We start from the raw sequence: 19,262 nt of genomic DNA, 5'->3' as shown, positions 1-19,262 counted from the left end.
GCCCGGTCGGTCGCGCTCAGTCCGTGACGCTCAGTCGGTGGCGAGCCCCCGGGCCCGCGTCCCCGCGAGCGACCGCCGCCGCTCCGCGCGCGCCGCGTGCGATCCGTACAGCGTGACCGAGACGACACCGAGCACCGCCAGCAGACCCAGCGCCACCGTCGCCGCCCAGCCGCCCGCGTGGAACGCGATCGCGCCCAGCGTGCCGCCCGCGCTGCTGCCCAGGTAGTACGCCGACTGGTAGAGCGCCGACGCCTGCGCGCGGCCCGTCTTCGCCGTACGGCTCACCGACGACGAGGCGACCGCGTGGCCCGCGAAGAAGCCCGCCGTGATGAGGACCAGTCCGAGCAGTACGGCGGCCAGCGAGTCGGCCAGTGACAGCAGCAGACCCGCCGCCGTGGTGCCCACCGCCAGATAGAGCGCGCCGCGCCGGCCCAGCCGCTCGACCAGCCGGCCTGCCGCCGCCGAGGAGACCGTACCGACCAGATAGACCAGGAAGATCGAGCCGATGATGCCCTGCGGGAGGTTGAACGGCGCCTCCACCAGCCGGTAGCCGATCACGGTGTAGACCGCGCCGAACACCGTCATGAAGAGCGCGCCTATCGCGTACAGCCGGCGCAGCAGCGGATCGGCCAGATGCCCGGCCACGGTCTTCGCCAGCACGCGCGGACTCAGCGACCGCGAGGTGAAGTTCCGTGCCTTCGGGAGCATGGCGCGGAACACCACCGCGCACACCACCGCGAGCAGCCCGACCGCGCCGAGCGCCGCCCGCCAGCCCCACAGCTGGGCGACCCAGCCGGTGACGATACGGCCGCTCATCCCGCCGACGCTGTTGCCCGCGACGAACAGCCCGATCGCGGCGACCAGCGCCTTCGGCCGTACCTCCTCCGCCAGGAACGCCATCGCCGAGGCGGGCAGTCCGGCCAGCGCCGCGCCCTGCACGGCGCGCAGCGCCACCAGCCACTCCACGTTCGGCGCGAACGGCACCAGCAGCCCCACCGCCACCGCGACCGCCAGCGAGACCGTCATCAGCGTGCGCCTGCCGAACCGCTCGGACAGCGCGCTCAGCGGCAGTACGAACAGCGCGAGCGCGCCCGTCGCGGCCGAGACCGTCCAACTGGCCTGGCTCGCCGTCACACCGAGACCGGCGGAGATGGCGGGCAGCAGGGCCTGGGTCGAGTAGAGGAGTGCGAAGGTCGCGACTCCGGCGGCGAAGAGCGCGAAGCTCATCCGGCGGTAGCCGGGGCGGCCGGGGGAGAGCAGCGAATCGGTGGTGGTGGCGGCGGACGGCGCGGCGGAGGCACCCGGGGTGACGAGTGCCTCGGTACTGACAGAAGGCATGCTTCGAAGGTAGGCACCGCATCTTCATGCGTCCAATGCATGGAATGGCGATAATCGATCCCATGGTGCATGAACCCAGCTCACAGCGGCGGCTGTCACGGAACAGTTACGAACACGACATGGATCACACCGGACCCATGGATCACACGGCACCGGTGGCCGGGCTGGACCCCGACTCCTGGTCCGCGGTCCTCGCGCCCCGGCTCGCCCACTTCGCGGGAGTGGCCCGCCACGAGCATGTGACCCGCGCCGCCCAGGACATGGCCGTCCCGCAGTCCACGCTCTCCCGCGCGATGGTCAGGCTCGAACGGGACCTGGGCGTCGCCCTGTTCGCCCGCAAGGGCCGTACGGTCTCCCTCACCCCCGCGGGCCGTACGTTCCTCACCTCGGTCGAACGGGCCCTCGCGGAGGTCGAGCGGGCCGCCGAGTCCGTACGCGCCGACGCCGACCCGGCGTCAGGCAAGGTCGCCTTCGGCTTTCTGCACACCATGGGCTCGGAGACCGTACCCGCACTGATCAGGGCCTTCCGCGCCGACCATCCACGGGTACGGTTCCAGCTCGTCCAGAACTACGGCGAGGCGATGCTGGAGCGGCTGCGCGCGGGCGAGCTGGACCTCTGTCTCACCTCACCCGTGCCTGACGCCCCCGATCTGGTCGCCCGCAGACTGGACGAACAGCGGCTGCGGCTGGTCGTGCCCGACGACCACCGGCTGGCCGGACGTCGGCGCGTACGCCTCGCCGAGGCCGCCGACGAAACGTACGTCACCCTCGAACCGGGGTACGGGCTGCGCCGGATCACCGACGACCTGTGCGCCGAGGCGGGCTTCCGGCCGCGCGTCGCGTTCGAGGGCGAGGAAGCGGAGACGCTGCGCGGTCTGGTGGCCGCGGGCCTGGGTGTCGCCCTGCTGCCGCCGCCCGCCGTGGCCCGTCCCGGGGTGGTCGAGCTGACCGTCACGGCGCCCCGCGCGGCCCGCGAGATCGGCGTCGCCTGGCTCGACGGACACCCGGACACCCCGCCCGTGGCGGCCTTCAAGCGCTTTCTGCTCTCCCGGCGCGGCCAACTGCTCCCGGACTGAGGGGCTGAGGGGCTGACGGGCTAAAGGGCTGACGGACTGAGGGGACGGACCGGACTGAGGAGACGGACGGACTGACTGAGGGACATGCGAGACCGCGGACCACGTTTCACCGGCGCAGCGACCGGCCGAACCCGGCCGCCAGCGGCATCCGCAGCCCCAGCGGCGGCGGCGCCGCCAGCGCGTCCGTGACCGGACGGGAGTACGTACGCGGCAGCAGCGCGCCCAGGACGAAGTCCGCGGCCAGCGCCAGGACTTCGTGGTGGTGCTGGCGCAGCGCGTGGCCGTCGGAGTGGACCTCGAAGCGGCAGGTGTCGCGGTTGACCTTCTTGGCGCGCTCGGCCAGCCGGTAGGAGAGCTCGGGGTCGGTCCGCGCGTCCGTGGTGCCGTGCATGATCATGACATGACGGCCCGTCAGTTGCCGTACCGGCTCCGGTTCGACGGCCCGGTCGTCCTCCGGCAGCCAAGGGGCCATCGCCAGCACGGAGTTGACGGCGCGGTGGCCCGCCGCGTGCAGCGCGGCCCGGCCGCCCATCCCGTGTCCCGCCAGGCACACCGGCACATCGCCGTAGCGCCGTACGACCTCGTCCGCCGCCCACTCGGCGTCCGCCGCCAGCCGCGCCTGCGCGCCGTTCCAGCCGCGTTCGCCGTAGTGCACCACATGCACGATCAGCCCCTCGGCGGCCCCCGCCCTGGCGAGATGGCGCAGGAGGGGCACCATGCGCGCGTACGCGACGGGGGAGGGGCGCCGCGCGGAGACGGGCTCGCCCTCGGGAAGCGCCAGGATCACGCCCCCCACCGCGGTCCCCGCGACGGGTGCGCCGAACGCCCGACCCAACCGTGCCCGCGGCTCCGCGCGACCGCGTGCCGAACCGTCCCGGCCTGCCGTACGTCCCCCCGGCCTGGGAACCGCTTGCTGTCCCATAGCAGAACAGTCTCAGAAGGAGAGGTGTACTCCACCCGTCCGCCCGGTCACTGTTACATATCGACCCCCCGCACTCTACGCGCGTAGGCGTTAGAGTGCGGAGATGACGAGCCAGACCTACCGTCCGCCCAGTGCCGACCAGATCCGCCGCGCCCCCAAGGCCCTCCTCCATGACCACCTGGACGGCGGACTCCGTCCCGGCACGATCATCGATCTCGCCCATGAGATCGGCTACGAGAACCTGCCCGAGCAGGAGTCCGACAAACTCGGCCTCTGGTTCCGCGAGGCCGCCGACTCCGGCTCGCTGGAACGCTATCTGGAGACCTTCGCCCACACCTGTGCCGTCATGCAGACCCGTGACGCGCTCTTCCGGGTCGCCGCGGAGTGCGCGGAGGACCTGGCGCAGGACGGCGTCGTCTACGCCGAGGTGCGGTACGCGCCCGAGCAGCACCTGGAGCGCGGACTCACCCTCGAAGAGGTCGTGGAAGCCGTCAACGACGGCTTCCGTGAAGGCGAGCGGCGCGCGCAGGCCGGCGGCCACCGCATCCGCGTCGGCGCCCTGCTCACCGCCATGCGGCACGCGGCCCGCGCCCTGGAGATCGCCGAACTCGCCAACCGCTACCGCGACTCGGGCGTTGTCGGATTCGACATCGCGGGCGCCGAGGCGGGCTTCCCGCCCACCCGTCACCTCGATGCCTTCGAGTATCTGAAGCGCGAGAACAACCACTTCACCATCCACGCGGGCGAGGCCTTCGGGCTGCCCTCGATCTGGCAGGCGCTCCAGTGGTGCGGCGCCGACCGGCTCGGCCACGGCGTGCGCATCATCGACGACATCGAGGTCGCCGAGGACGGCTCGGTGAAGCTGGGCCGGCTCGCGGCGTACGTACGCGACAAGCGCGTCCCGCTGGAGCTGTGCCCCAGCTCCAACCTCCAGACGGGCGCCGCCGCCTCGATCGCCGAGCACCCCATCGGGCTGCTCCGCAAGCTGCACTTCAGGGCGACGGTGAACACCGACAACCGGCTGATGAGCGGCACGAGCATGAGCCGTGAATTCGAGCTGCTGGTCGACGCCTTCGACTACACACTCGATGACATGCAGTGGTTCACGGTCAATGCGATGAAATCAGCATTCATTCCTTTCGATGAACGACTGGCCATGATCAATGACGTGATCAAGCCGGGATATGCCGAGCTGAAATCCGAATGGCTGTTCAGGCAGACCGCTGTGACCAGCTAGTTCTTGCTGTCGGCGGGGTGATCGCCGGAATGGGGAAGCGGTCGGGAACACGGAATCCCGGCCGCTCTCGGGTGTTTGCGGGCCATGTGTGCGGCTGGCTAGTTTGGAAAGCCGCTCGCATTCCCACATTTTTTCCGCTTCCCGATTCTCTTCCCCTTCCCCCTCCCCTTCCTCAAGGACGAAATCCCAGATGAAGCAGTCCGCCATCAAGACCCTCGGCACCGTCGCCCTCGGCGCCGCCTTCGCCGCCACCGCCGCGGGCAGCGCCTCCGCCGCGCCCGCCGTCCCCGGGACCGGTACCCCGCTGGACCTCGTCACCAAGACGCTGCCGGTGGGTGACCTCGTCGGCCAGCTCCCCGCGCCCCTCCCCAGCGCGCTGACGGCGACCGGGCTGGCGCTCGGCACCATCCAGCAGACCATGCCGTACGCGACCGACGCGGTACAGGCGGCCGGCCCCGTCCAGCAGCTGGTCGGCGGGCTGCCGGTGAACAGTGGGGGCAAGGGGCTCCCGGTCAACGGGATCCCGCTCGGCGGCTGAGCACGAGCGCACACAGCGGTGGGGCGTACACCCGGGTCCGGGTGTACGCCCCACCGTCATGCGTACCGTCACGCGTACGGGTACCTGTTCGGCTACCAGGCGGCCGTGGCGGTCTTCTCGCCCGGCAGCAGCAGCCACAGCGCCACATAGAGCAGGAACTGCGGGCCCGGCAGCAGACACGAGACGAGGAAGATCACCCGCATCGTGCTCGCGGAGGTACCGAAGCGCCGGGCCAGCGCCGCGCACACTCCACCGAGCATCCGTCCGTGTCGAGGGCGGACCGAACCGGCCATGATGGGCTCCTTCGTGAGACCGTCCGGGAGCCTTTCTCGTCGTGCTCCCTGATGTCTCCATGGTGCGCCGGGAGCGGGGGCCAGAGCGTCGCTCTACGGAGCGATGCCGACCCTGGGAATCTTCGGGGTCGTTCCCTGCAACGCCTCATCCCGCGCGACGGTGCCGGACTCATTCTCGCGGCTGCGCGGGTGCGACCCCCGGGGGATACGGCGGGGGACGGTACGGGGACGGCGCGCGCGGCGCAGCCTGGCCCGGCCGGCCGGCACCACCGCCAGATGTGCCAGGGCCACCCCGGTCGTATTGAGCAGCAGCGAGTCCACATCGACGACCCGGCCGGGCACCCCGGTCTGAAGCAGCTCGATGCCGAGCGAGATCATCGCGCCGGCCGTGACCGTACGGGCCATCGAGGCCCACCCGGCGACGAAGAGCCGGCCGTCGACCATCGGGAGCAGCACCCCGAGCGGCGCCAGCAGCAGAAGCCCCTCGCCGATGCGCCGGGCGGCCTGGAAGGGCCCCAGCGCCAGATCGGCCTTGATACCCGCGAAGGGCGTCAGATTGGCCGCGTTCACCCACATGACGTCCAACGGGCGGAGCGTCACCCATCCCACCAGCATCAGATGCAGCAGAAGGAGAACGAACCCCGCCATACGGAAGCGGATGACGGCACTGCCGCCCGGACCTTGACGCACGTTCCCCAAGACGCGACGACCGGCGGGATCGGTTCCGCCGGTCGTGGAAGAAGGGGTTCATGAGACGGGTATCACCCGTCCGGCCCGCCCAGGGCCGTGTCCCGGCCTGTCCGGGACCGTGTCCCGGGAGTTACTGACCGGACGGGGAGGCGGCGGTGGAGGCGGAGGCGGACGCCGTCGAGACCGGGCCGAGTGTCGGCACCGGCGCGTCCGGCTGGGCCTTCGTCGCCGGGGTGCAGCCGTAGACGCGCGGCGGATAGTCACCGGGCCCGCCCAGGACGACCTGTCCGTCCGTCGCCTCGCTCTCCGCGAACGTACAGACGATCTGCGCCAGCGCCGTCGCGGGCAGATCCTCCGGCTGGCGGCTGAGCCGCAGCGTGCCGACGGGGTCGCCGTCACGCGAGGCCGAGATGACCAGCGGCCCCCGTACCGCCGTGCTGAACCCCGCCTCCAGCTCATCGGCGGACGGCTGGGCCTGCAACTCGTCGAGCAGCCCCTGTGCGATCCGCACCCGGTCGTCGGGGCCCCTGCCCTGCTGGATCTGTGCCGCGCGCTCCACCGACGCGAGCCCGGAGGAGCAGGCCAGATAGATCCGCACGGGAACGCCGGGCCGCGCCTGGGTGATCACGTCCTTCCCGGAGATCTCGCACGGCTTCCGGGAGGGCGCGGGGCCGGCGTCCACCGGTACCGAGGTGGTCCTGATGCCGCACCCCGCGGCGAGCGCGGCCAGCGCGACCACACCCGCGAGCCGCCCGAAGGCAGCCGCACCGGGCCGCCGCGGGCGCCCCGTACCGTTCCCCGTTGTCCCGCTCCAGCGCGTCACGGGGCGTCGCCTTCCTCTCCCGGATCCTGATCGCCGTCACGCTCCGCGGTGTCCGCGCTGTCACGGGGCAGCCGCAGTACGAACATCGCGCCGCCGTCCGGCACATTGGCCGCGGTGATGTCACCGCCGTGGATATGCGCGTTCTCCCGCGCGATCGAGAGCCCGAGCCCGCTGCCCTCGGAGCGCGGCCGGGACGCGCTCGCCTTGTAGAAGCGGTCGAAGACATGCGGCAGGACGTCCTCGGGGATACCGGGGCCGTGGTCCCGTACCTCGATGACCAGCCAGTCGTCCTCCGTACGCACCGCCACCCGCACCGGCGAGCCACCGTGCTTGAGCGCGTTGCCGATCAGATTCGCCATGATCACATCGAGCCGGCGCGGATCGAGCCGCGCCATGATGCCGCGCTCGGCGTCCAGATCGACCGCGTCCAGCCAGGCCCGTGCGTCGATACAGGCCGTGACCTGGTCGGCGACATCGACATCGTCCAGGACGAGCCGGGCCGTACCCGCGTCGAAGCGGGTGACCTCCATCAGATTCTCCACCAGCACATTGAGCCTGCGGGTCTCGCTCACCACCAGCGTCACGGCGGGCGCGATCATCGGGTCGAGACTGTCGGCCTCTTCCTCCAGGACCTCAGTCACCGCGGTCAGCGCGGTCAGCGGGGTGCGCAGCTCATGGGACATGTCGGCGACGAAGCGGCGGCTGGACTCCTCCCGCGCGCTCATGTCCTCGACCTTCTTCTGAAGCGACTCCGCGGCCTTGTTGAACGTACGGGAGAGATCGGCCAGTTCATCCCCGCCCGACACCCGCAGCCGAGTACCGAACCTGCCCTCACCGAGCTGCCGCGCCGCCTCGCCCAGCCGCTGCACGGGCTTGAGCACGGTCGTCGCCGCGGCGTGCGCCAGCAGGGCGGAGCCGACGAGCGCGAGCGTCGTGGCGATGCCCAGCGACCAGGCGAGCGAGTTGAGATCCGTACGTTCCTGGTCGAGCGACTTGAACAGATACCCGGTCGGCCCGCCGCCGATGATCCGCGTGCCGCCGACCAGATAGGGGGTGCCGCCGCGCTCCACGCGCTGCCAGAAGACGTGGTACGGGTACTTGTTCCCGGACGTGACCTTCTGTTCGTCGTTCACCGCGTCCTGGAGGGACTTCGGTACGTCATCCATGGTGAAGGCGTCCGGATCGGAGACGCCCACGATGGGCTTTCCCTCGTCGCGCGTGCCTATGAGCAGGACGCTGTAACCGGGGCTGTCGCCCGCCATCAGCTCGGCCGTGCTCTGCAACTCCGGCTGACTCGGCCGCAGGGGCAGTTCCGCGGCGCGGTTCTGCATCTCCTGCTGGAAGTCCTCCAGGGCCGAGTCCTGCGTCCTGGTCAGCACCGCCTCGCGATTGAGCCAGTACGCGATTCCCGAGGCGGAGACCGCGGCGGTCAGCGCGACGGCCGCGAAGACGACCACGAGCCGCAGCCGCAGACTGGTCCAGCGGAGCCCCGCGAGAACCGCCCTCTTCGCCGCTCCCGCGCCCGTTCCACCGGTCTCACCGGCCGGGCCGCGGCGTGGGTTCCGGCGCGGATTCCGGTACGGGTCGATGCCCTCACAGAGGTGCGCTCCGTGCCCCCCGTGCGCCCCATGCACGCCGTGCACGTCGTGCACGTCGTTCTCCGACGGGCCGCCGACCGGTCCGTTCCTCCTGGGCACGTCACTCACGAAGGTGAGTCCAGCCGGTAGCCCACACCGCGCACCGTACGGATCAGGGTCGGTGAGGACGGCACGTCCTCCACCTTCGCGCGCAGCCGCTGCACACACGCGTCCACCAGCCGCGAGTCACCGAGGTAGTCGTGCTCCCACACCAGCCGCAGCAACTGCTGCCGGGACAGCGCCTGACCGGGCCGGCGGCTCAGCTCAAGCAGCAGCCGCAGCTCGGTCGGGGTGAGCTGAAGGTCCTCCCCGTTCTTGGTGACCGTCATCGCGGAACGGTCGATCACCAGACTCCCGAACGTCGCGGAGTCCGTGGACTCACGCTCACCGCGCCGCAGCACCGCGCGGATCCTGGCGTCGAGCACCCGCCCCTGGACAGGCTTCACCACATAGTCGTCGGCCCCGGACTCCAGACCGACCACCACATCGATGTCATCGTTGCGGGCCGTCAGCAGAATGATCGGCAGCTGGTCGGTGCGCCTGATGCGTCGGCACACCTCGAAGCCGTCGATCCCGGGCAGCATCACATCCAGCACGATCAGATCCGGCCGCTGCTCCCGCAGCAGTTTCAGGCCGTCCTCGCCCGTCGCCGCGGTGGCCACTCGGTGGCCCTGGCGTGACAGCGAGAGTTCGAGGGCCGTGCGGATGGCGTCGTCGTCCTCGATCAGCAACAGGAAAGGCACGGAGGTCATTCTGTCCCATGGGGGACCGGAGTTCGACCGGCGGTGCGCTCCCACCCATTCCCCACGCGTTTCACAAGCATCGAAGTCCCCTGTGACAGGGCTGTGACAGACAGCGGACAGGGCCATGAAACTGCCCCGGCAAGCTCATTGGCACACGGAACGAAGCAGACTCCACCGACGGGGGGCGCGGGATGAACGCACTGCACGGCACGACCTCAAGCGCAGTGGTCACGCGTCTTCATGACGTCACACGGGGCAGCGAGAAGTCCGGCGGCGTGAACGGGCGGGGGTGCGTTCGCGGCGCCGGGCGTCAGCACAAGCCGTCGTACATGACGGTGGTTGACGCGGACCGCACGGACAGGGCGGGCAACGGGGGCAGCAGGACAGCCGCGTACGGGGAGGCCGCCCCGGGGGAACGGACGGTCCTGGCGGAGCGGGCGGACGCCGAAGCGGCGTTCACCGCGTACGTCCAGGAGCGCCGCGCCTCCCTGTACGCGACGGCCTACCACCTGACCGGCGACCGGTTCGAGGCCGAGGATCTGCTCCAGAGCGCCCTCTTCTCGACCTACCGGGCGTGGGACAGGATCAGCGACAAGGCCGCGGTCGGCGGCTATCTGCGCCGCACCATGACCAATCTGCACATCAGCGCCTGGCGCAGGCGCAAGCTCAATGAGTACCCGACGGAGGAGCTGCCGGAGACGGCGGGCGACAACGACGCGATGCGCGGTACGGAACTGCGCGCGGTGCTCTGGCAGGCGCTCTCCCGCCTGCCGGAACTCCAGCGCACGATGCTCGTACTGCGCTACTACGAGGGCCGCACCGACCCGGAGATCGCGGACATCCTCGACATCAGTGTCGGCACGGTGAAGTCGAGCATCTGGCGGTCGCTCCGCCGGCTGCGCGAGGACGAGGTCCTCAGCTTCGGCCGTGACGAGGAGGAGTCCTTCGGCGAGCTCGTCGCCTGAAGGCTGTGGGGGGACGCACGGGGGAAATACGGGGGAAGCGGGACCCGTCGTCTCGGGGGAGGCGGTGGGAGCAGGTGGAAAACGGCGGGACCGAGGGCTGGGGGGTCCTCGGGGGATCACGGGGGAACACGGGGATCACGGGGAATACGGGGGAATACGGGGCAGGAAGCGGGATCGCACGGGTCTGGGGGGCTCGTGCGGTCCCGCTTCCGCGCGTTCGCGTGCGGTCGTGCGTGATGGCGTGCGAACGCGCGTGATGGCGGCTCAGGCGCGGTGGCTCACGGGTGGCTGGTCGCCGCCGGGGACGCGTCGGTACGCGCGGCGCTTGCGGTGCCTGCGGTGCCTGAGCTGCTTGCGGTGCCTGTGCTGCGGGCAGTGCTCGCGGTACGGGCGGTGCGCGGCCTGACGCAGCGCCCGGCCGCCGCTGCCGCGATCCGGCCCAGCGCCTCCGCCCTCGCGCACGGATACGCGCCCAGCGCCGTCTGCCGGCCCACGATCGCGCGCTCCGCCCGCATCAGCCGCCAGCCGCGCCGCAGCAGGAACGCCACCGACTTCCGCCCCTCACGCAGATCCCGCATCAGCCGGCGCCGGAACGTCGTCGACGGACGGCCACGCAGACAGAGCGCGTCCGCCAGCACGCCCAGCTCCTGGCAGCGCGCGACGATATCGGCGGCGAAGATGCCCTCCGCGAGGAACAGCGGCGTGCGCCGGATGTCGAGGACTTCGGTGTCCACGCGTGAACTGGTCGCGATGGAGTAGACGGGAACGGCCGTACGTCCCGTACGGCACAGCTCCTCGACGGCCGCGACCGCGGCGTCCGCGTCCCAGGACCGCACCGAGTCCCAGTCGACGTCCGAACTCCCCGCGACCAGCGGCAGCGTGGGGTCGTCGCCGTCTTTGTAGAAGTCGTCCAGGCGCAGTACGGGCAGGCCGGTCCGCGCGGCGAGGGACGACTTTCCCGAGCCGGAGGGGCCCGCGAGCAGAACGACTCGGATCGGAACAGTTGGTGAACTCACGGGACACCAGTGTGAGGCATGTACCTGCAAAGAGAACCCCCGGGGACCGGTCGGGCGGGATCGGCGGTTCGGTTCGGCCGGTTTGGCGGGTTTGTTGGTATCGGCGCCCCGGTCTCAACTACTCTGCGTGTCAGTCCGATTACTCATCGATCCGGCCAGGCAGGAAAATCCATGGCACGTCACGCAGCTTCCTTCTCTCCCCGGCGCACTCTGCTCCGCGCCGGTCTGACCGTCACCGCGGCGGGTGTGGCCCTCGGTCTCGGCGGTACGGCGGCCCAGGCGGCGGACCCCGCCGCCCCCACGGCCGCCGGTCAGCGGCTCACCGACTCCTCCTCGGCGGCGGGCCAGGCTCTGACCGGTTCCGTCGGGTACGCGCTCGGCCCGCTCACGGATCTGAAGCTCAACCCGCTGGCCAAGACGGGCGTGGATCCCCTGGACAACGCGGTGGGTACGCAGATCGCCGACTTCAAGCCGATGTCCACCGCGTCACTGACCGCCCCGCTCACGGAGGGCGCGGCGATCAGCGACCTGCCGGTGCTCGGCCCGGCGGTGAAGCTGCTGCTCGGCTGAGGCATGTCAGGGCGTACGGCCGAGATGGGTGACGAGGATCCTGATGACGTCGTCATCGATCACGTAGAAGACGCGGTAGTCGCCGATGTGCAGACGTCGCACATCGGCCGACCCGTACGCGAGCGAGTCGTCGGGGTATGGCTGTGTCGCGAGCGCGTCTACAGCTTCGTATACGGCGGACAGCCCGACCGGGTCGTCCTTGAGGAAGAGGATGGCCGCGTCCGTGGCGCGCGGCTCCCAGATGATCTCGTACGTCACTTACCGCAGCCCCAGCATGCGGCCGACTTCGGCGTGCGGGATACCCGGCTTCAGGGCTCCGCGCTCCTTCTCCAGCTGGTACTCGGCCAGTGCGAGCGCGTCCTCCAGATCCGCCAGATCCTGCGGGTTGATCAGTATGGCCGCGACATGCCCGTGGTCCGTGATGGCGATCCGTTCGCGCGAATGGGCTGTCCGGCGGACCAGAGTGCCGAAGTTGGCTCGGGCCTCAGTCATGGCGTAGGTGTCAGTCATGTACAGAAGTTTATGGTTCTGCCAAGTGCGGTGCACTAAGGAAGCCCCGTTTTCCCCCGAACGAGGGGAAACGGGGCTTCCGCGTGACGGTTCAGCAGGACGAGCTTCAGTACGCCGAGCCCGACGCGCCCAGGCTGCCCGTGGGGTGCCAGACCGTCTTCGTCTCCAGGAAGGCCGTCAGCCGGTGGGTGCCGGGATCCGCCGACCAGTCCGCGCGTCCCTCGCGCTCCGGGCGCAGCACCCGCTTCAGGTTGTCCGCCGCCGCGATCTCCAGCTCCTTGGCGAGGACGTCGTCCGCGCCCGTCAGGTCGATCCCGTTGACGTCCTGGTGCGCGGCGAGCGGGGCCGCGATCTCCGCGGTCTTTCCGGAGAGGATGTTGACCACACCGCCCGGGAGATCGGAGGTGGCCAGCACCTCACCGAGGGAGAGCGCCGGGAGCGGGGACTTCTCGCTCGCGATGACGACCGCGGTGTTGCCCGTGGCGATCACCGGCGCGATGACCGAGACCAGGCCCAGGAACGAGGACTCCTGCGGCGCCAGTACGGTCACGACCCCGGTCGGCTCGGGGGTGGAGAGGTTGAAGAACGGCCCCGCGACCGGGTTCGCCCCGCCCACCACCTGGCCGATCTTGTCCGTCCAGCCCGCGTACCAGACCCACCGGTCGATCGCCGCGTCGACGATCACGGCCGCCTTCGACTTCGACAGGCCCTCGGCGTCCGCGACTTCCCGTACGAACTGGCCCCTGCGGCCCTCCAGCATCTCGGCGACGCGGTAGAGGACCTGGCCCCGGTTGTACGCCGTCGCGCCCGACCAGCCGCCGAACGCCTTGCGCGCCGCGACGACCGCGTCACGGGCGTCCTTGCGGGAGGACAGCGGGGCGTTGGCCAGCCAGGTGCCCTTCCCCGCCGCGTCAGCCGCTGATGTCGCTGTCGTCACTTCGTACACCCGGCCGCTCTCGCTGCGGGGGAACTTGCCCCCGACGTACAGCTTGTAGGTCTTGAGGACGCTCAGACGGTTCGGTTCAGACATCGAGATACGCCTCCAGGCCGTGGCGACCGCCCTCGCGGCCGTAGCCCGATTCCTTGTAGCCGCCGAACGGCGAGGTCGGGTCGAACTTGTTGAACGTGTTGGCCCAGACGACACCCGCCCGGAGCTTGCCGGCGACCGCGAGGATACGGGAGCCCTTCTCGGTCCAGATGCCTGCCGACAGCCCGTACTGGGTGTTGTTGGCCTTGGCCACGGCCTCCTCGGGCGTACGGAACGTCAGCACGGACAGCACCGGGCCGAAGATCTCGTCGCGGGCGATGGTGTGCGCCTGGGTGACGTTCGTGAAGAGCGTCGGGGCGAACCAGTAGCCGGAGGAGGGCAGTTCGCACGCGGGCGACCAGCGCTCGGCGCCCTCCGCCTCGCCCGCGTCGGCCAGCGCCGTGATACGGGCCAGCTGCTCGGCGGAGTTGATCGCGCCGAGGTCGGTGTTCTTGTCGAGCGGATCGCCGACGCGCAGCGTGGCCAGCCGGCGCTTGAGCGAGTCCAGCAGCTCGTCCTGGACCGACTCCTGTACGAGCAGCCGCGAGCCCGCGCAGCAGACCTGGCCCTGGTTGAAGAAGATGCCGGTGACGATGCCCTCGACGGCCTGGTCGATGGGGGCGTCGTCGAAGACGATGTTGGCGCCCTTGCCGCCCAGTTCGAGCGTGGCCCGCTTTCCCGTACCGGCGATCTCGCGCGCGATGGCCTTGCCGACGGCGGTCGAGCCGGTGAAGGCGACCTTGTCGATGCCCGGGTGCGAGACGAGCGAGGCGCCCGTGCCGCCGTCACCGGTCACGATGTTCACGACGCCCTTGGGGAGCCCCGCCTGACGGCAGATGTCCGCGAAGAAGAGCGCGGAGAGCGGGGTCGTCTCGGCGGGCTTCAGGACGACCGTATTGCCGGTCGCCAGCGCCGGGGCGATCTTCCACGCCAGCATCAGCAGCGGGAAGTTCCACGGGATGATCTGGCCGGCCACACCGAGCGGGCGCGGGTTCGATCCACCTCCTCCTTCTGTCGTCCTCCGGCCGAACCCTGCGTGGTCGAGCTTGTCGGCCCAGCCCGCGTAGTAGAAGAAGTGCGCGGCGACCAGCGGGAGGTCCGCGTCGCGGGTCTCCCTGATCGGCTTGCCGTTGTCGAGCGTTTCCAGGACGGCCAGTTCGCGCGAGCGCTCCTGGATGATCCGCGCGATACGGAACAGATACTTGGCCCGCTCGGCGCCGGGCAGCGCGGACCATTTCTCGAACGCCCCGCGGGCGGCCTTGACCGCGCGGTCGATGTCGTCGGCGCTGCCCTGGGCGACCTCGGAGAGGACTTCCTCGGTGGACGGGCTGACGGTCTTGAAGACCTTGCCGTCGGACGCCTCGGTGAACTCGCCGTCGATGAAGAGCCCGTAGGAGGGCGCGATGTCGACGACAGCACGGGACTCGGGCGCCGGAGCGTACTCGAACGCGGATGCAGATGCAGATGCGGATGCCATGGTGATCAGTCCACCGTCACATAGTCGGGGCCGGAGTAGCGGCCTGTGCTGAGCTTCTGACGCTGCATCAGCAGATCGTTCAGCAGGCTGGAGGCGCCGAACCGGAACCAGTGGTTGTCCAGCCAGTCCGCGCCCACGGTCTCATTCACCAGCACCAGGAACTTGACCGCGTCCTTGCTGGTACGGATGCCGCCCGCCGGCTTCACGCCGATCTGGACCCCGGTCTGCGCGCGGAAGTCGCGTACGGCCTCCAGCAGCAGCAGGGTGTTGGCGGGGGTGGCGTTGACGCCGACCTTGCCGGTCGACGTCTTGATGAAGTCCGCGCCGGCGATCATGCCGAGCCAGGAGGCGCGGCGGATGTTGTCGTACGTGGACAGCTCACCGGTCTCGAAGATCACCTTGAGCCTGGCGGCCCCCGCGGCCTCCTTCACGGCGCGGATCTCCTCGTACACCTTGAGGTAGTGACCCGCGAGGAACGCGCCGCGATCGATGACCATGTCGATCTCGTCGGCGCCCGCGGCCACGGCGTCGCGGGTGTCCGCGAGCTTGACGGCCAGCGAGGCGCGGCCGGCCGGGAAGGCGGTGGCGACGGAGGCGACCTTGACGTCCGAGCCGGCCAGCGCGGCGGCCGCCGTCTCCGCCATGTCCGGATAGACGCAGACCGCGGCGGTGGCGGGCGTCGTACGGTCGGTCGGATCGGGCCGGAGGGCCTTGGCGGCGAGCGCCCGGACCTTGCCCGGGGTGTCCGCGCCCTCAAGCGTGGTCAGGTCGATCATCGAGATGGCCAGATCGATGGCGTACGCCTTGGCCGTGGTCTTGATCGAGCGCGTACCGAGCGACGCGGCGCGTGCCTCCAGGCCGACGGCGTCGACGCCGGGGAGCCCGTGGAGGAAGCGGCGCAGTGTGCTGTCGGACGCGGTCACGTCAGCGAATGCGGGGGTAATGGTGGGCATGGTCACCAGATGAGCATATCTACGCGCGTAGCAGCCTGTACAGGGGGTGAGGGGGTACGAGAGGGAGCCGTTCCCGAGATGTGACCAGGGGGTGTCGGGGGTTGTCGGGGGGTGGTCAGGGGTGTCCGTGCCGGGGCGGTGGCCGGGGACCGCCGGGGACCTCCGAGGGAGTTCCTGCCGGGGGCATGGAGGCATGTTCCGGCCATGCGGCAGAATCGGACGTATGACGAGTCCCGAGCAGCCCACCGAGCCGACCTACGCCGACCGTGTCTTCCGGTCGGCCGGCGGGATCGTCGGCGGCGGCCTGCTGCTGGTGGTCGTCCTCTGGCTCGGCGGCGACGCGCTCTTCCGGGGGACGGGCCGCGCGCCGTGGCTGGCGCTCGCCGCCATGCTGTTCGCCGTACCGCTCGTGATCGCGTTCACCCTGCGCCCGGCGGTCTACGCGAACGCCGACCGGCTGCGGATCAGGAACCCGTTCCGGACGATCACGCTGCCGTGGTCCTCGGTCTCGACCGTGCGGGCCACGTTCTCCTGCGAGGCGCTGACGCGGGACGGCACGAAGTACCAGCTGTGGGCGGTCCCGGTCTCGCTGCGCCAGCGCAAGCGCGCGGACCGCCGCCAGGCACGGCCGGGAACGGGCCTCCCCGGCCGCTCCGCCTCTGCCTCCGCTTCCGCCGCCGCCACGCACGCGAACGCGCACGACCAGCTCCGCATGGCCCAGGCGGACCGTACGGTCGCGGATCTGCGGGACCTGTCGGAAAGGTCGGCGCAGCGGCCCTCGGCGCAGGGGGAGCCGACGGTGAAGTGGGCGTACGAGGTGATGGCCCCGGCGCTCGCGGGCCTGATCGTGCTGATTGTGCTGCTGCTGATTTAGGGGCCGCCCCACCTGTCCGCGCGGCCTCTTAGGGCCGGTTCCGTTCAGGGGCTGGTTCCGCCGTCCTGATCCCGTTCAGCTGTCCTGATCCGGCGCTGTACCTGTTCGTGGCGCTGACCTCGGTCGGCCTCTACGTCCCGTTCTCGCTCCAGGTCACGCTCGGACAGGACTATCTGCCCACGCGCGTCGGCACCGCCAGTGGAATCACCCTCGGCCTGACCGTCAGGATCGGCGCTCTGGCCAGCCTTCTCATCGGCGGCGTCGCCGGCGCCACGTCCCCGCGCACCGCCCTGGCACCGCTGATCCTCATGCCCGTCCTGAGCCGGCTGCTGTTCCGCTCCCTGCCGGAACCGGCCGTGCCGCAACCCGCACCGGTCACTCGGAGGTTCGGCGAAGTACGAGGGTGACGAAGCCGAAACTGTCGCGATAGCCGTGCAGCCATTCCGAGCGGTGAGTGGTGGCGAAGGCCAGGACCTCGGCGCTGTCGGGGTGCCCGGGGTGGTCCAGCGCCCACGTCGCCAGGGACCCGGTGTAGCACCACTCGAAGTCGTCGAGTTCCTGGCGCGTGCTGATGTGCCCGAAGACAGGGGTCCAGCCATGGGCGACAACCCGGTCCATGGTGGTTGCCAGGTCCTCGTACTCGCCCAGCAGCTCGCGGGCCGTGGCGCTGGGCTCGCACTCCCAATAGGCATCGCCGACCAGGACGCGGCCTCCCGGGGCGAGGTGCCTGTGGGCAGCGTCGAGGGTGGGCAGGAGACCGCCGAAGGCATGGGTGGCACCGACGCTGAACACCGCGTCGAAGGGGCGGGGAGACGCGAACTCCATGGCGTCCTGGTGGTGAAGTACGAGCCGCTGCTCGACTCCCAGATCAGCCGCCTCCTTCCGGGCCTTGGCCAGGGCCTGGACTGAGTTGTCGACGCCTTCGGCGGTCACCTTCGGATGGGCGGCCAGCGCCCGTAGGAGCCAGGCCGCCTCACCGCAGCCGAGATCGAGCACGCGTTCATCGCCCCGGGACACGGTTCGATGGAGCAGCCGGCGCACCGACTCATCGTCAAGAGGGCTGTTGATGGGGTGATCGGCGTGCGACAGCTGAGAGATCAGTTCGCGGTTCATGGCGCGCAGCCTGACAGCGTCGGACGTTCATCGCATCTGCTTTGTCCCGCCGATGAACTCACGCTCTTACCCTCACATCGTGATCTGAAGCGCCGCCCGCCTGAAGCGCTCAGCCGTCAACGCGCGTGTAGGTGAGGAACATCGCGCCGCTCTTGAGGGCGATGTGGTCGGCGAGCGTCCAGGTGCGCGGATCGAAAGCGGCCTTACGGGAGAACAGCGGTATCCCGTCGCCAATGGTCAGCGGGCCGAGCTTGAGGATCAGCGTGTCGATCTCGGTGTACAGGGAGCCCGCCAGCTCGGCGCCGCCGAGCAGCCAGATGTCTTTGCCGTCCTGCTGCTTGAGCTCCCGCACGGTCGCCACCGGGTCATCGGCGACCAGTTCGACGGCCGGGTCCGGGCTCTCGGTCAGGGTCCGGGAGAACACCAGGTGACGCAGGTGGGGGTAGGCGTCGGTGAGTCCGGCCGCAAGACCGATCTCGTAGCTGCGCCGCCCCTCAAGCACGGTGTCGAAGTGCGTGCCCTCCGCCGTGACGGACAGTGCCTGCCGGGCCTGGACGGGCAGCGTCTCCGGGTACTCGGCCACGAGGTGCTGGATGTAGTCCTCCGGTATGGGCCAGAAGCCGTCCGCACCGCTGGGGTCCGCGCCGTCCGGGCCCGCGATGAAGCCATCGAGAGTGGTGGCGATGTAATAGACGAGTTTCCGCACGCCAGTTCCTTTCCTTCAGTCCGCTGTCGCGGTGCGGCCCGGGGCCGCCGGTTGGCGTGCCGAGGTACGAGGCCACTGAGTGATCATGACATCCGACCAACCACGCGAGCACCGTGCCGCAAAAACTCGTGGACTTTCGCACGCGCTTCAGTGCCCGGCCGCCGCTGAGACCGGTCGGCAAACGCTGTCACTTTAGGTGAACAGAGCCACTCGTGGCGATGCGCGGATGTTGGATGTTGGATGTGGACAGGGTCCGGTGGGGGAGGTACGGGGATGAGCTTCCGGCTGGCGGCGTACGCCGTATGCGTCGAGGACGGGTGTGTGCTGCTCGCCCGTCATGTACCGCCGAAGGGCGAGAGCGTCTGGACTCTTCCGGGCGGTCGGGTCGAGCACGGAGAGGATCCGTTCGACGCGGTGATCCGGGAGGTCGCCGAGGAGACCGGCTGCGACGCGGTGGTTGAACGCCTGCTGGGCGTGGACTCAAGGGTGATCCCCGCGGTTGCCGCGCGTGCGGGAGTCGAGCACCAGAATGTCGGCGTCTTCTACCGGGTCCGTATCACCGGCGGCCAACCGCGGCCTGAGCCGAACGGCGACATCGCCGAGTCCGTCTGGACTCCCATCCCCGAAGTCGCTTGCCTGCGTCGGTCATCGCTGGTCGACGTCGGCCTCGATCTCGCGCGGACCGTTCCGGCGACCGGCCACGTCGCTCCCGTACCGGTCGGTGGCCTGATCCAGCACTGAGGCGACGCTGTTC

General features: G+C 70.2%; 22 protein-coding genes and 1 pseudogene. 8 read left to right on the top strand and 15 right to left on the bottom strand.

Annotated features, from left to right (window positions below):
- Positions 1 to 30: 30 nt before the first annotated feature.
- Positions 31 to 1,338 carry an MFS transporter gene (locus tag ACFRMN_RS02635; RefSeq protein WP_383012173.1) on the bottom strand — a complete coding sequence of 436 codons (1,308 nt, stop codon included), beginning with the start codon at positions 1,336 to 1,338 and terminating at the stop codon, positions 31 to 33.
- 62 nt (positions 1,339 to 1,400) lie between these two features.
- On the opposite strand from ACFRMN_RS02635, the gene ACFRMN_RS02630 reads away from it, so the two are divergent.
- Entirely contained in the window at positions 1,401 to 2,414 is a 1,014-nt protein-coding gene (locus tag ACFRMN_RS02630; protein ID WP_383012170.1) for a LysR family transcriptional regulator, read from the top strand.
- Positions 2,415 to 2,520: 106 nt separating this feature from the next.
- Here the strand turns inward: ACFRMN_RS02630 and ACFRMN_RS02625 are convergent, their stop codons facing one another.
- Entirely contained in the window at positions 2,521 to 3,201 is a 681-nt protein-coding gene (locus tag ACFRMN_RS02625; RefSeq protein WP_383012167.1) for an alpha/beta hydrolase, read from the bottom strand.
- A 238-nt stretch (positions 3,202 to 3,439) separates the two neighbouring features.
- Between ACFRMN_RS02625 and ACFRMN_RS02620 the strand changes: the two genes are divergently transcribed.
- Together ACFRMN_RS02620 and ACFRMN_RS02615 are read left to right on the top strand one after the other, a co-directional pair.
- Positions 3,440 to 4,573 carry an adenosine deaminase gene (locus tag ACFRMN_RS02620; protein ID WP_383012164.1) on the top strand — a complete coding sequence of 378 codons (1,134 nt, stop codon included), beginning with the start codon at positions 3,440 to 3,442 and terminating at the stop codon, positions 4,571 to 4,573.
- Positions 4,574 to 4,763: 190 nt separating this feature from the next.
- Positions 4,764 to 5,111, top strand: a complete 348-nt coding sequence (locus ACFRMN_RS02615) for an ATP-binding protein (RefSeq protein WP_383012161.1) — start codon at positions 4,764 to 4,766, stop codon at positions 5,109 to 5,111.
- Positions 5,112 to 5,203: 92 nt separating this feature from the next.
- Here ACFRMN_RS02615 and ACFRMN_RS02610 read toward each other — a convergent pair whose 3' ends face one another.
- The 5 genes from ACFRMN_RS02610 to afsQ1 all read right to left on the bottom strand — a co-directional run bounded on the left by ACFRMN_RS02610 (position 5,204) and on the right by afsQ1 (position 9,297).
- Complete coding sequence (locus ACFRMN_RS02610; protein WP_383012158.1) at positions 5,204 to 5,404, bottom strand: PspC domain-containing protein; 201 nt, start codon at positions 5,402 to 5,404, stop codon at positions 5,204 to 5,206.
- A gap of 93 nt (positions 5,405 to 5,497) precedes the next feature.
- The gene (locus ACFRMN_RS02605) at positions 5,498 to 6,052 is read right to left on the bottom strand and encodes a VanZ family protein (RefSeq protein WP_383012156.1); all 555 of its coding nucleotides are present in this window, start codon (positions 6,050 to 6,052) and stop codon (positions 5,498 to 5,500) included.
- Positions 6,053 to 6,224: 172 nt separating this feature from the next.
- Complete coding sequence (locus ACFRMN_RS02600; RefSeq protein ID WP_383012153.1) at positions 6,225 to 6,917, bottom strand: hypothetical protein; 693 nt, start codon at positions 6,915 to 6,917, stop codon at positions 6,225 to 6,227.
- The gene (locus ACFRMN_RS02595; RefSeq protein ID WP_383012150.1) at positions 6,914 to 8,722 is read right to left on the bottom strand and encodes an ATP-binding protein; all 1,809 of its coding nucleotides are present in this window, start codon (positions 8,720 to 8,722) and stop codon (positions 6,914 to 6,916) included. The genes ACFRMN_RS02600 and ACFRMN_RS02595 overlap by 4 nt, the downstream gene beginning before the upstream one ends.
- On the bottom strand, positions 8,620 to 9,297 hold the full coding sequence (gene afsQ1, locus ACFRMN_RS02590) for a two-component system response regulator AfsQ1 (protein WP_383012147.1): 678 nt from the start codon (positions 9,295 to 9,297) through the stop codon (positions 8,620 to 8,622). The genes ACFRMN_RS02595 and afsQ1 overlap by 103 nt, the downstream gene beginning before the upstream one ends.
- A gap of 191 nt (positions 9,298 to 9,488) precedes the next feature.
- Between afsQ1 and ACFRMN_RS02585 the strand changes: the two genes are divergently transcribed.
- Positions 9,489 to 10,262, top strand: coding sequence for a SigE family RNA polymerase sigma factor (locus tag ACFRMN_RS02585; RefSeq protein ID WP_383012144.1), 774 nt, complete (start codon positions 9,489 to 9,491; stop codon positions 10,260 to 10,262).
- A 278-nt stretch (positions 10,263 to 10,540) separates the two neighbouring features.
- On the opposite strand, the gene ACFRMN_RS02580 is transcribed toward ACFRMN_RS02585, so the two are convergent.
- Complete coding sequence (locus ACFRMN_RS02580; protein ID WP_383012142.1) at positions 10,541 to 11,278, bottom strand: hypothetical protein; 738 nt, start codon at positions 11,276 to 11,278, stop codon at positions 10,541 to 10,543.
- A 171-nt stretch (positions 11,279 to 11,449) separates the two neighbouring features.
- Here ACFRMN_RS02580 and ACFRMN_RS02575 point away from each other — a divergent pair, with 171 nt between their 5' ends.
- The gene (locus tag ACFRMN_RS02575) at positions 11,450 to 11,848 is read left to right on the top strand and encodes a hypothetical protein (RefSeq protein WP_383012139.1); all 399 of its coding nucleotides are present in this window, start codon (positions 11,450 to 11,452) and stop codon (positions 11,846 to 11,848) included.
- Positions 11,849 to 11,854: 6 nt separating this feature from the next.
- On the opposite strand, the gene ACFRMN_RS02570 is transcribed toward ACFRMN_RS02575, so the two are convergent.
- From ACFRMN_RS02570 to deoC, 5 genes are all read right to left on the bottom strand, one after another.
- The gene (locus tag ACFRMN_RS02570; RefSeq protein ID WP_383012136.1) at positions 11,855 to 12,106 is read right to left on the bottom strand and encodes a type II toxin-antitoxin system RelE/ParE family toxin; all 252 of its coding nucleotides are present in this window, start codon (positions 12,104 to 12,106) and stop codon (positions 11,855 to 11,857) included.
- Complete coding sequence (locus ACFRMN_RS02565; protein ID WP_383012132.1) at positions 12,107 to 12,358, bottom strand: type II toxin-antitoxin system Phd/YefM family antitoxin; 252 nt, start codon at positions 12,356 to 12,358, stop codon at positions 12,107 to 12,109. It abuts the gene before it with no gap.
- A gap of 106 nt (positions 12,359 to 12,464) precedes the next feature.
- Positions 12,465 to 13,388, bottom strand: coding sequence for an aldehyde dehydrogenase family protein (locus tag ACFRMN_RS02560; protein ID WP_383012129.1), 924 nt, complete (start codon positions 13,386 to 13,388; stop codon positions 12,465 to 12,467).
- Positions 13,381 to 14,862, bottom strand: coding sequence for an aldehyde dehydrogenase family protein (locus tag ACFRMN_RS02555; RefSeq protein WP_383012126.1), 1,482 nt, complete (start codon positions 14,860 to 14,862; stop codon positions 13,381 to 13,383). The genes ACFRMN_RS02560 and ACFRMN_RS02555 overlap by 8 nt, the downstream gene beginning before the upstream one ends.
- Positions 14,863 to 14,867: 5 nt before the next feature.
- Positions 14,868 to 15,815, bottom strand: coding sequence for a deoxyribose-phosphate aldolase (gene deoC, locus ACFRMN_RS02550; protein ID WP_383012993.1), 948 nt, complete (start codon positions 15,813 to 15,815; stop codon positions 14,868 to 14,870).
- A gap of 223 nt (positions 15,816 to 16,038) precedes the next feature.
- Here deoC and ACFRMN_RS02545 point away from each other — a divergent pair, with 223 nt between their 5' ends.
- Positions 16,039 to 16,689: a PH domain-containing protein gene (locus ACFRMN_RS02545; protein ID WP_383012123.1), complete on the top strand. Its 651-nt coding sequence runs from the start codon at positions 16,039 to 16,041 to the stop codon at positions 16,687 to 16,689.
- A gap of 83 nt (positions 16,690 to 16,772) precedes the next feature.
- Positions 16,773 to 17,096, top strand: a pseudogene (locus tag ACFRMN_RS02540) (MFS transporter); the annotation flags it as partial.
- On the opposite strand, the gene ACFRMN_RS02535 reads toward ACFRMN_RS02540, so the two are convergent.
- Positions 17,065 to 17,802 (bottom strand): SAM-dependent methyltransferase, encoded by a 738-nt coding sequence (locus ACFRMN_RS02535; protein ID WP_383012120.1) that lies wholly within the window; start codon positions 17,800 to 17,802, stop codon positions 17,065 to 17,067. The pseudogene ACFRMN_RS02540 and the gene ACFRMN_RS02535 sit on opposite strands and share 32 nt — an antisense overlap.
- Before the next feature lie 109 nt (positions 17,803 to 17,911).
- A complete protein-coding gene (locus ACFRMN_RS02530) occupies positions 17,912 to 18,508 on the bottom strand; it encodes a dihydrofolate reductase family protein (protein WP_383012117.1) in 597 nt (198 codons plus the stop codon).
- 273 nt (positions 18,509 to 18,781) lie between these two features.
- On the opposite strand from ACFRMN_RS02530, the gene ACFRMN_RS02525 reads away from it, so the two are divergent.
- On the top strand, positions 18,782 to 19,249 hold the full coding sequence (locus ACFRMN_RS02525; protein WP_383012114.1) for an NUDIX hydrolase: 468 nt from the start codon (positions 18,782 to 18,784) through the stop codon (positions 19,247 to 19,249).
- Positions 19,250 to 19,262: the final 13 nt, after the last annotated feature.

The sequence above is a fragment of the Streptomyces sp. NPDC056835 genome, assembly GCF_042789485.1.
Lineage (GTDB): Bacteria > Actinomycetota > Actinomycetes > Streptomycetales > Streptomycetaceae > Streptomyces.
The sequence above is the reverse complement of the archived record's forward strand: the minus strand, read 5'-3'. Positions and strand labels throughout refer to the sequence as shown.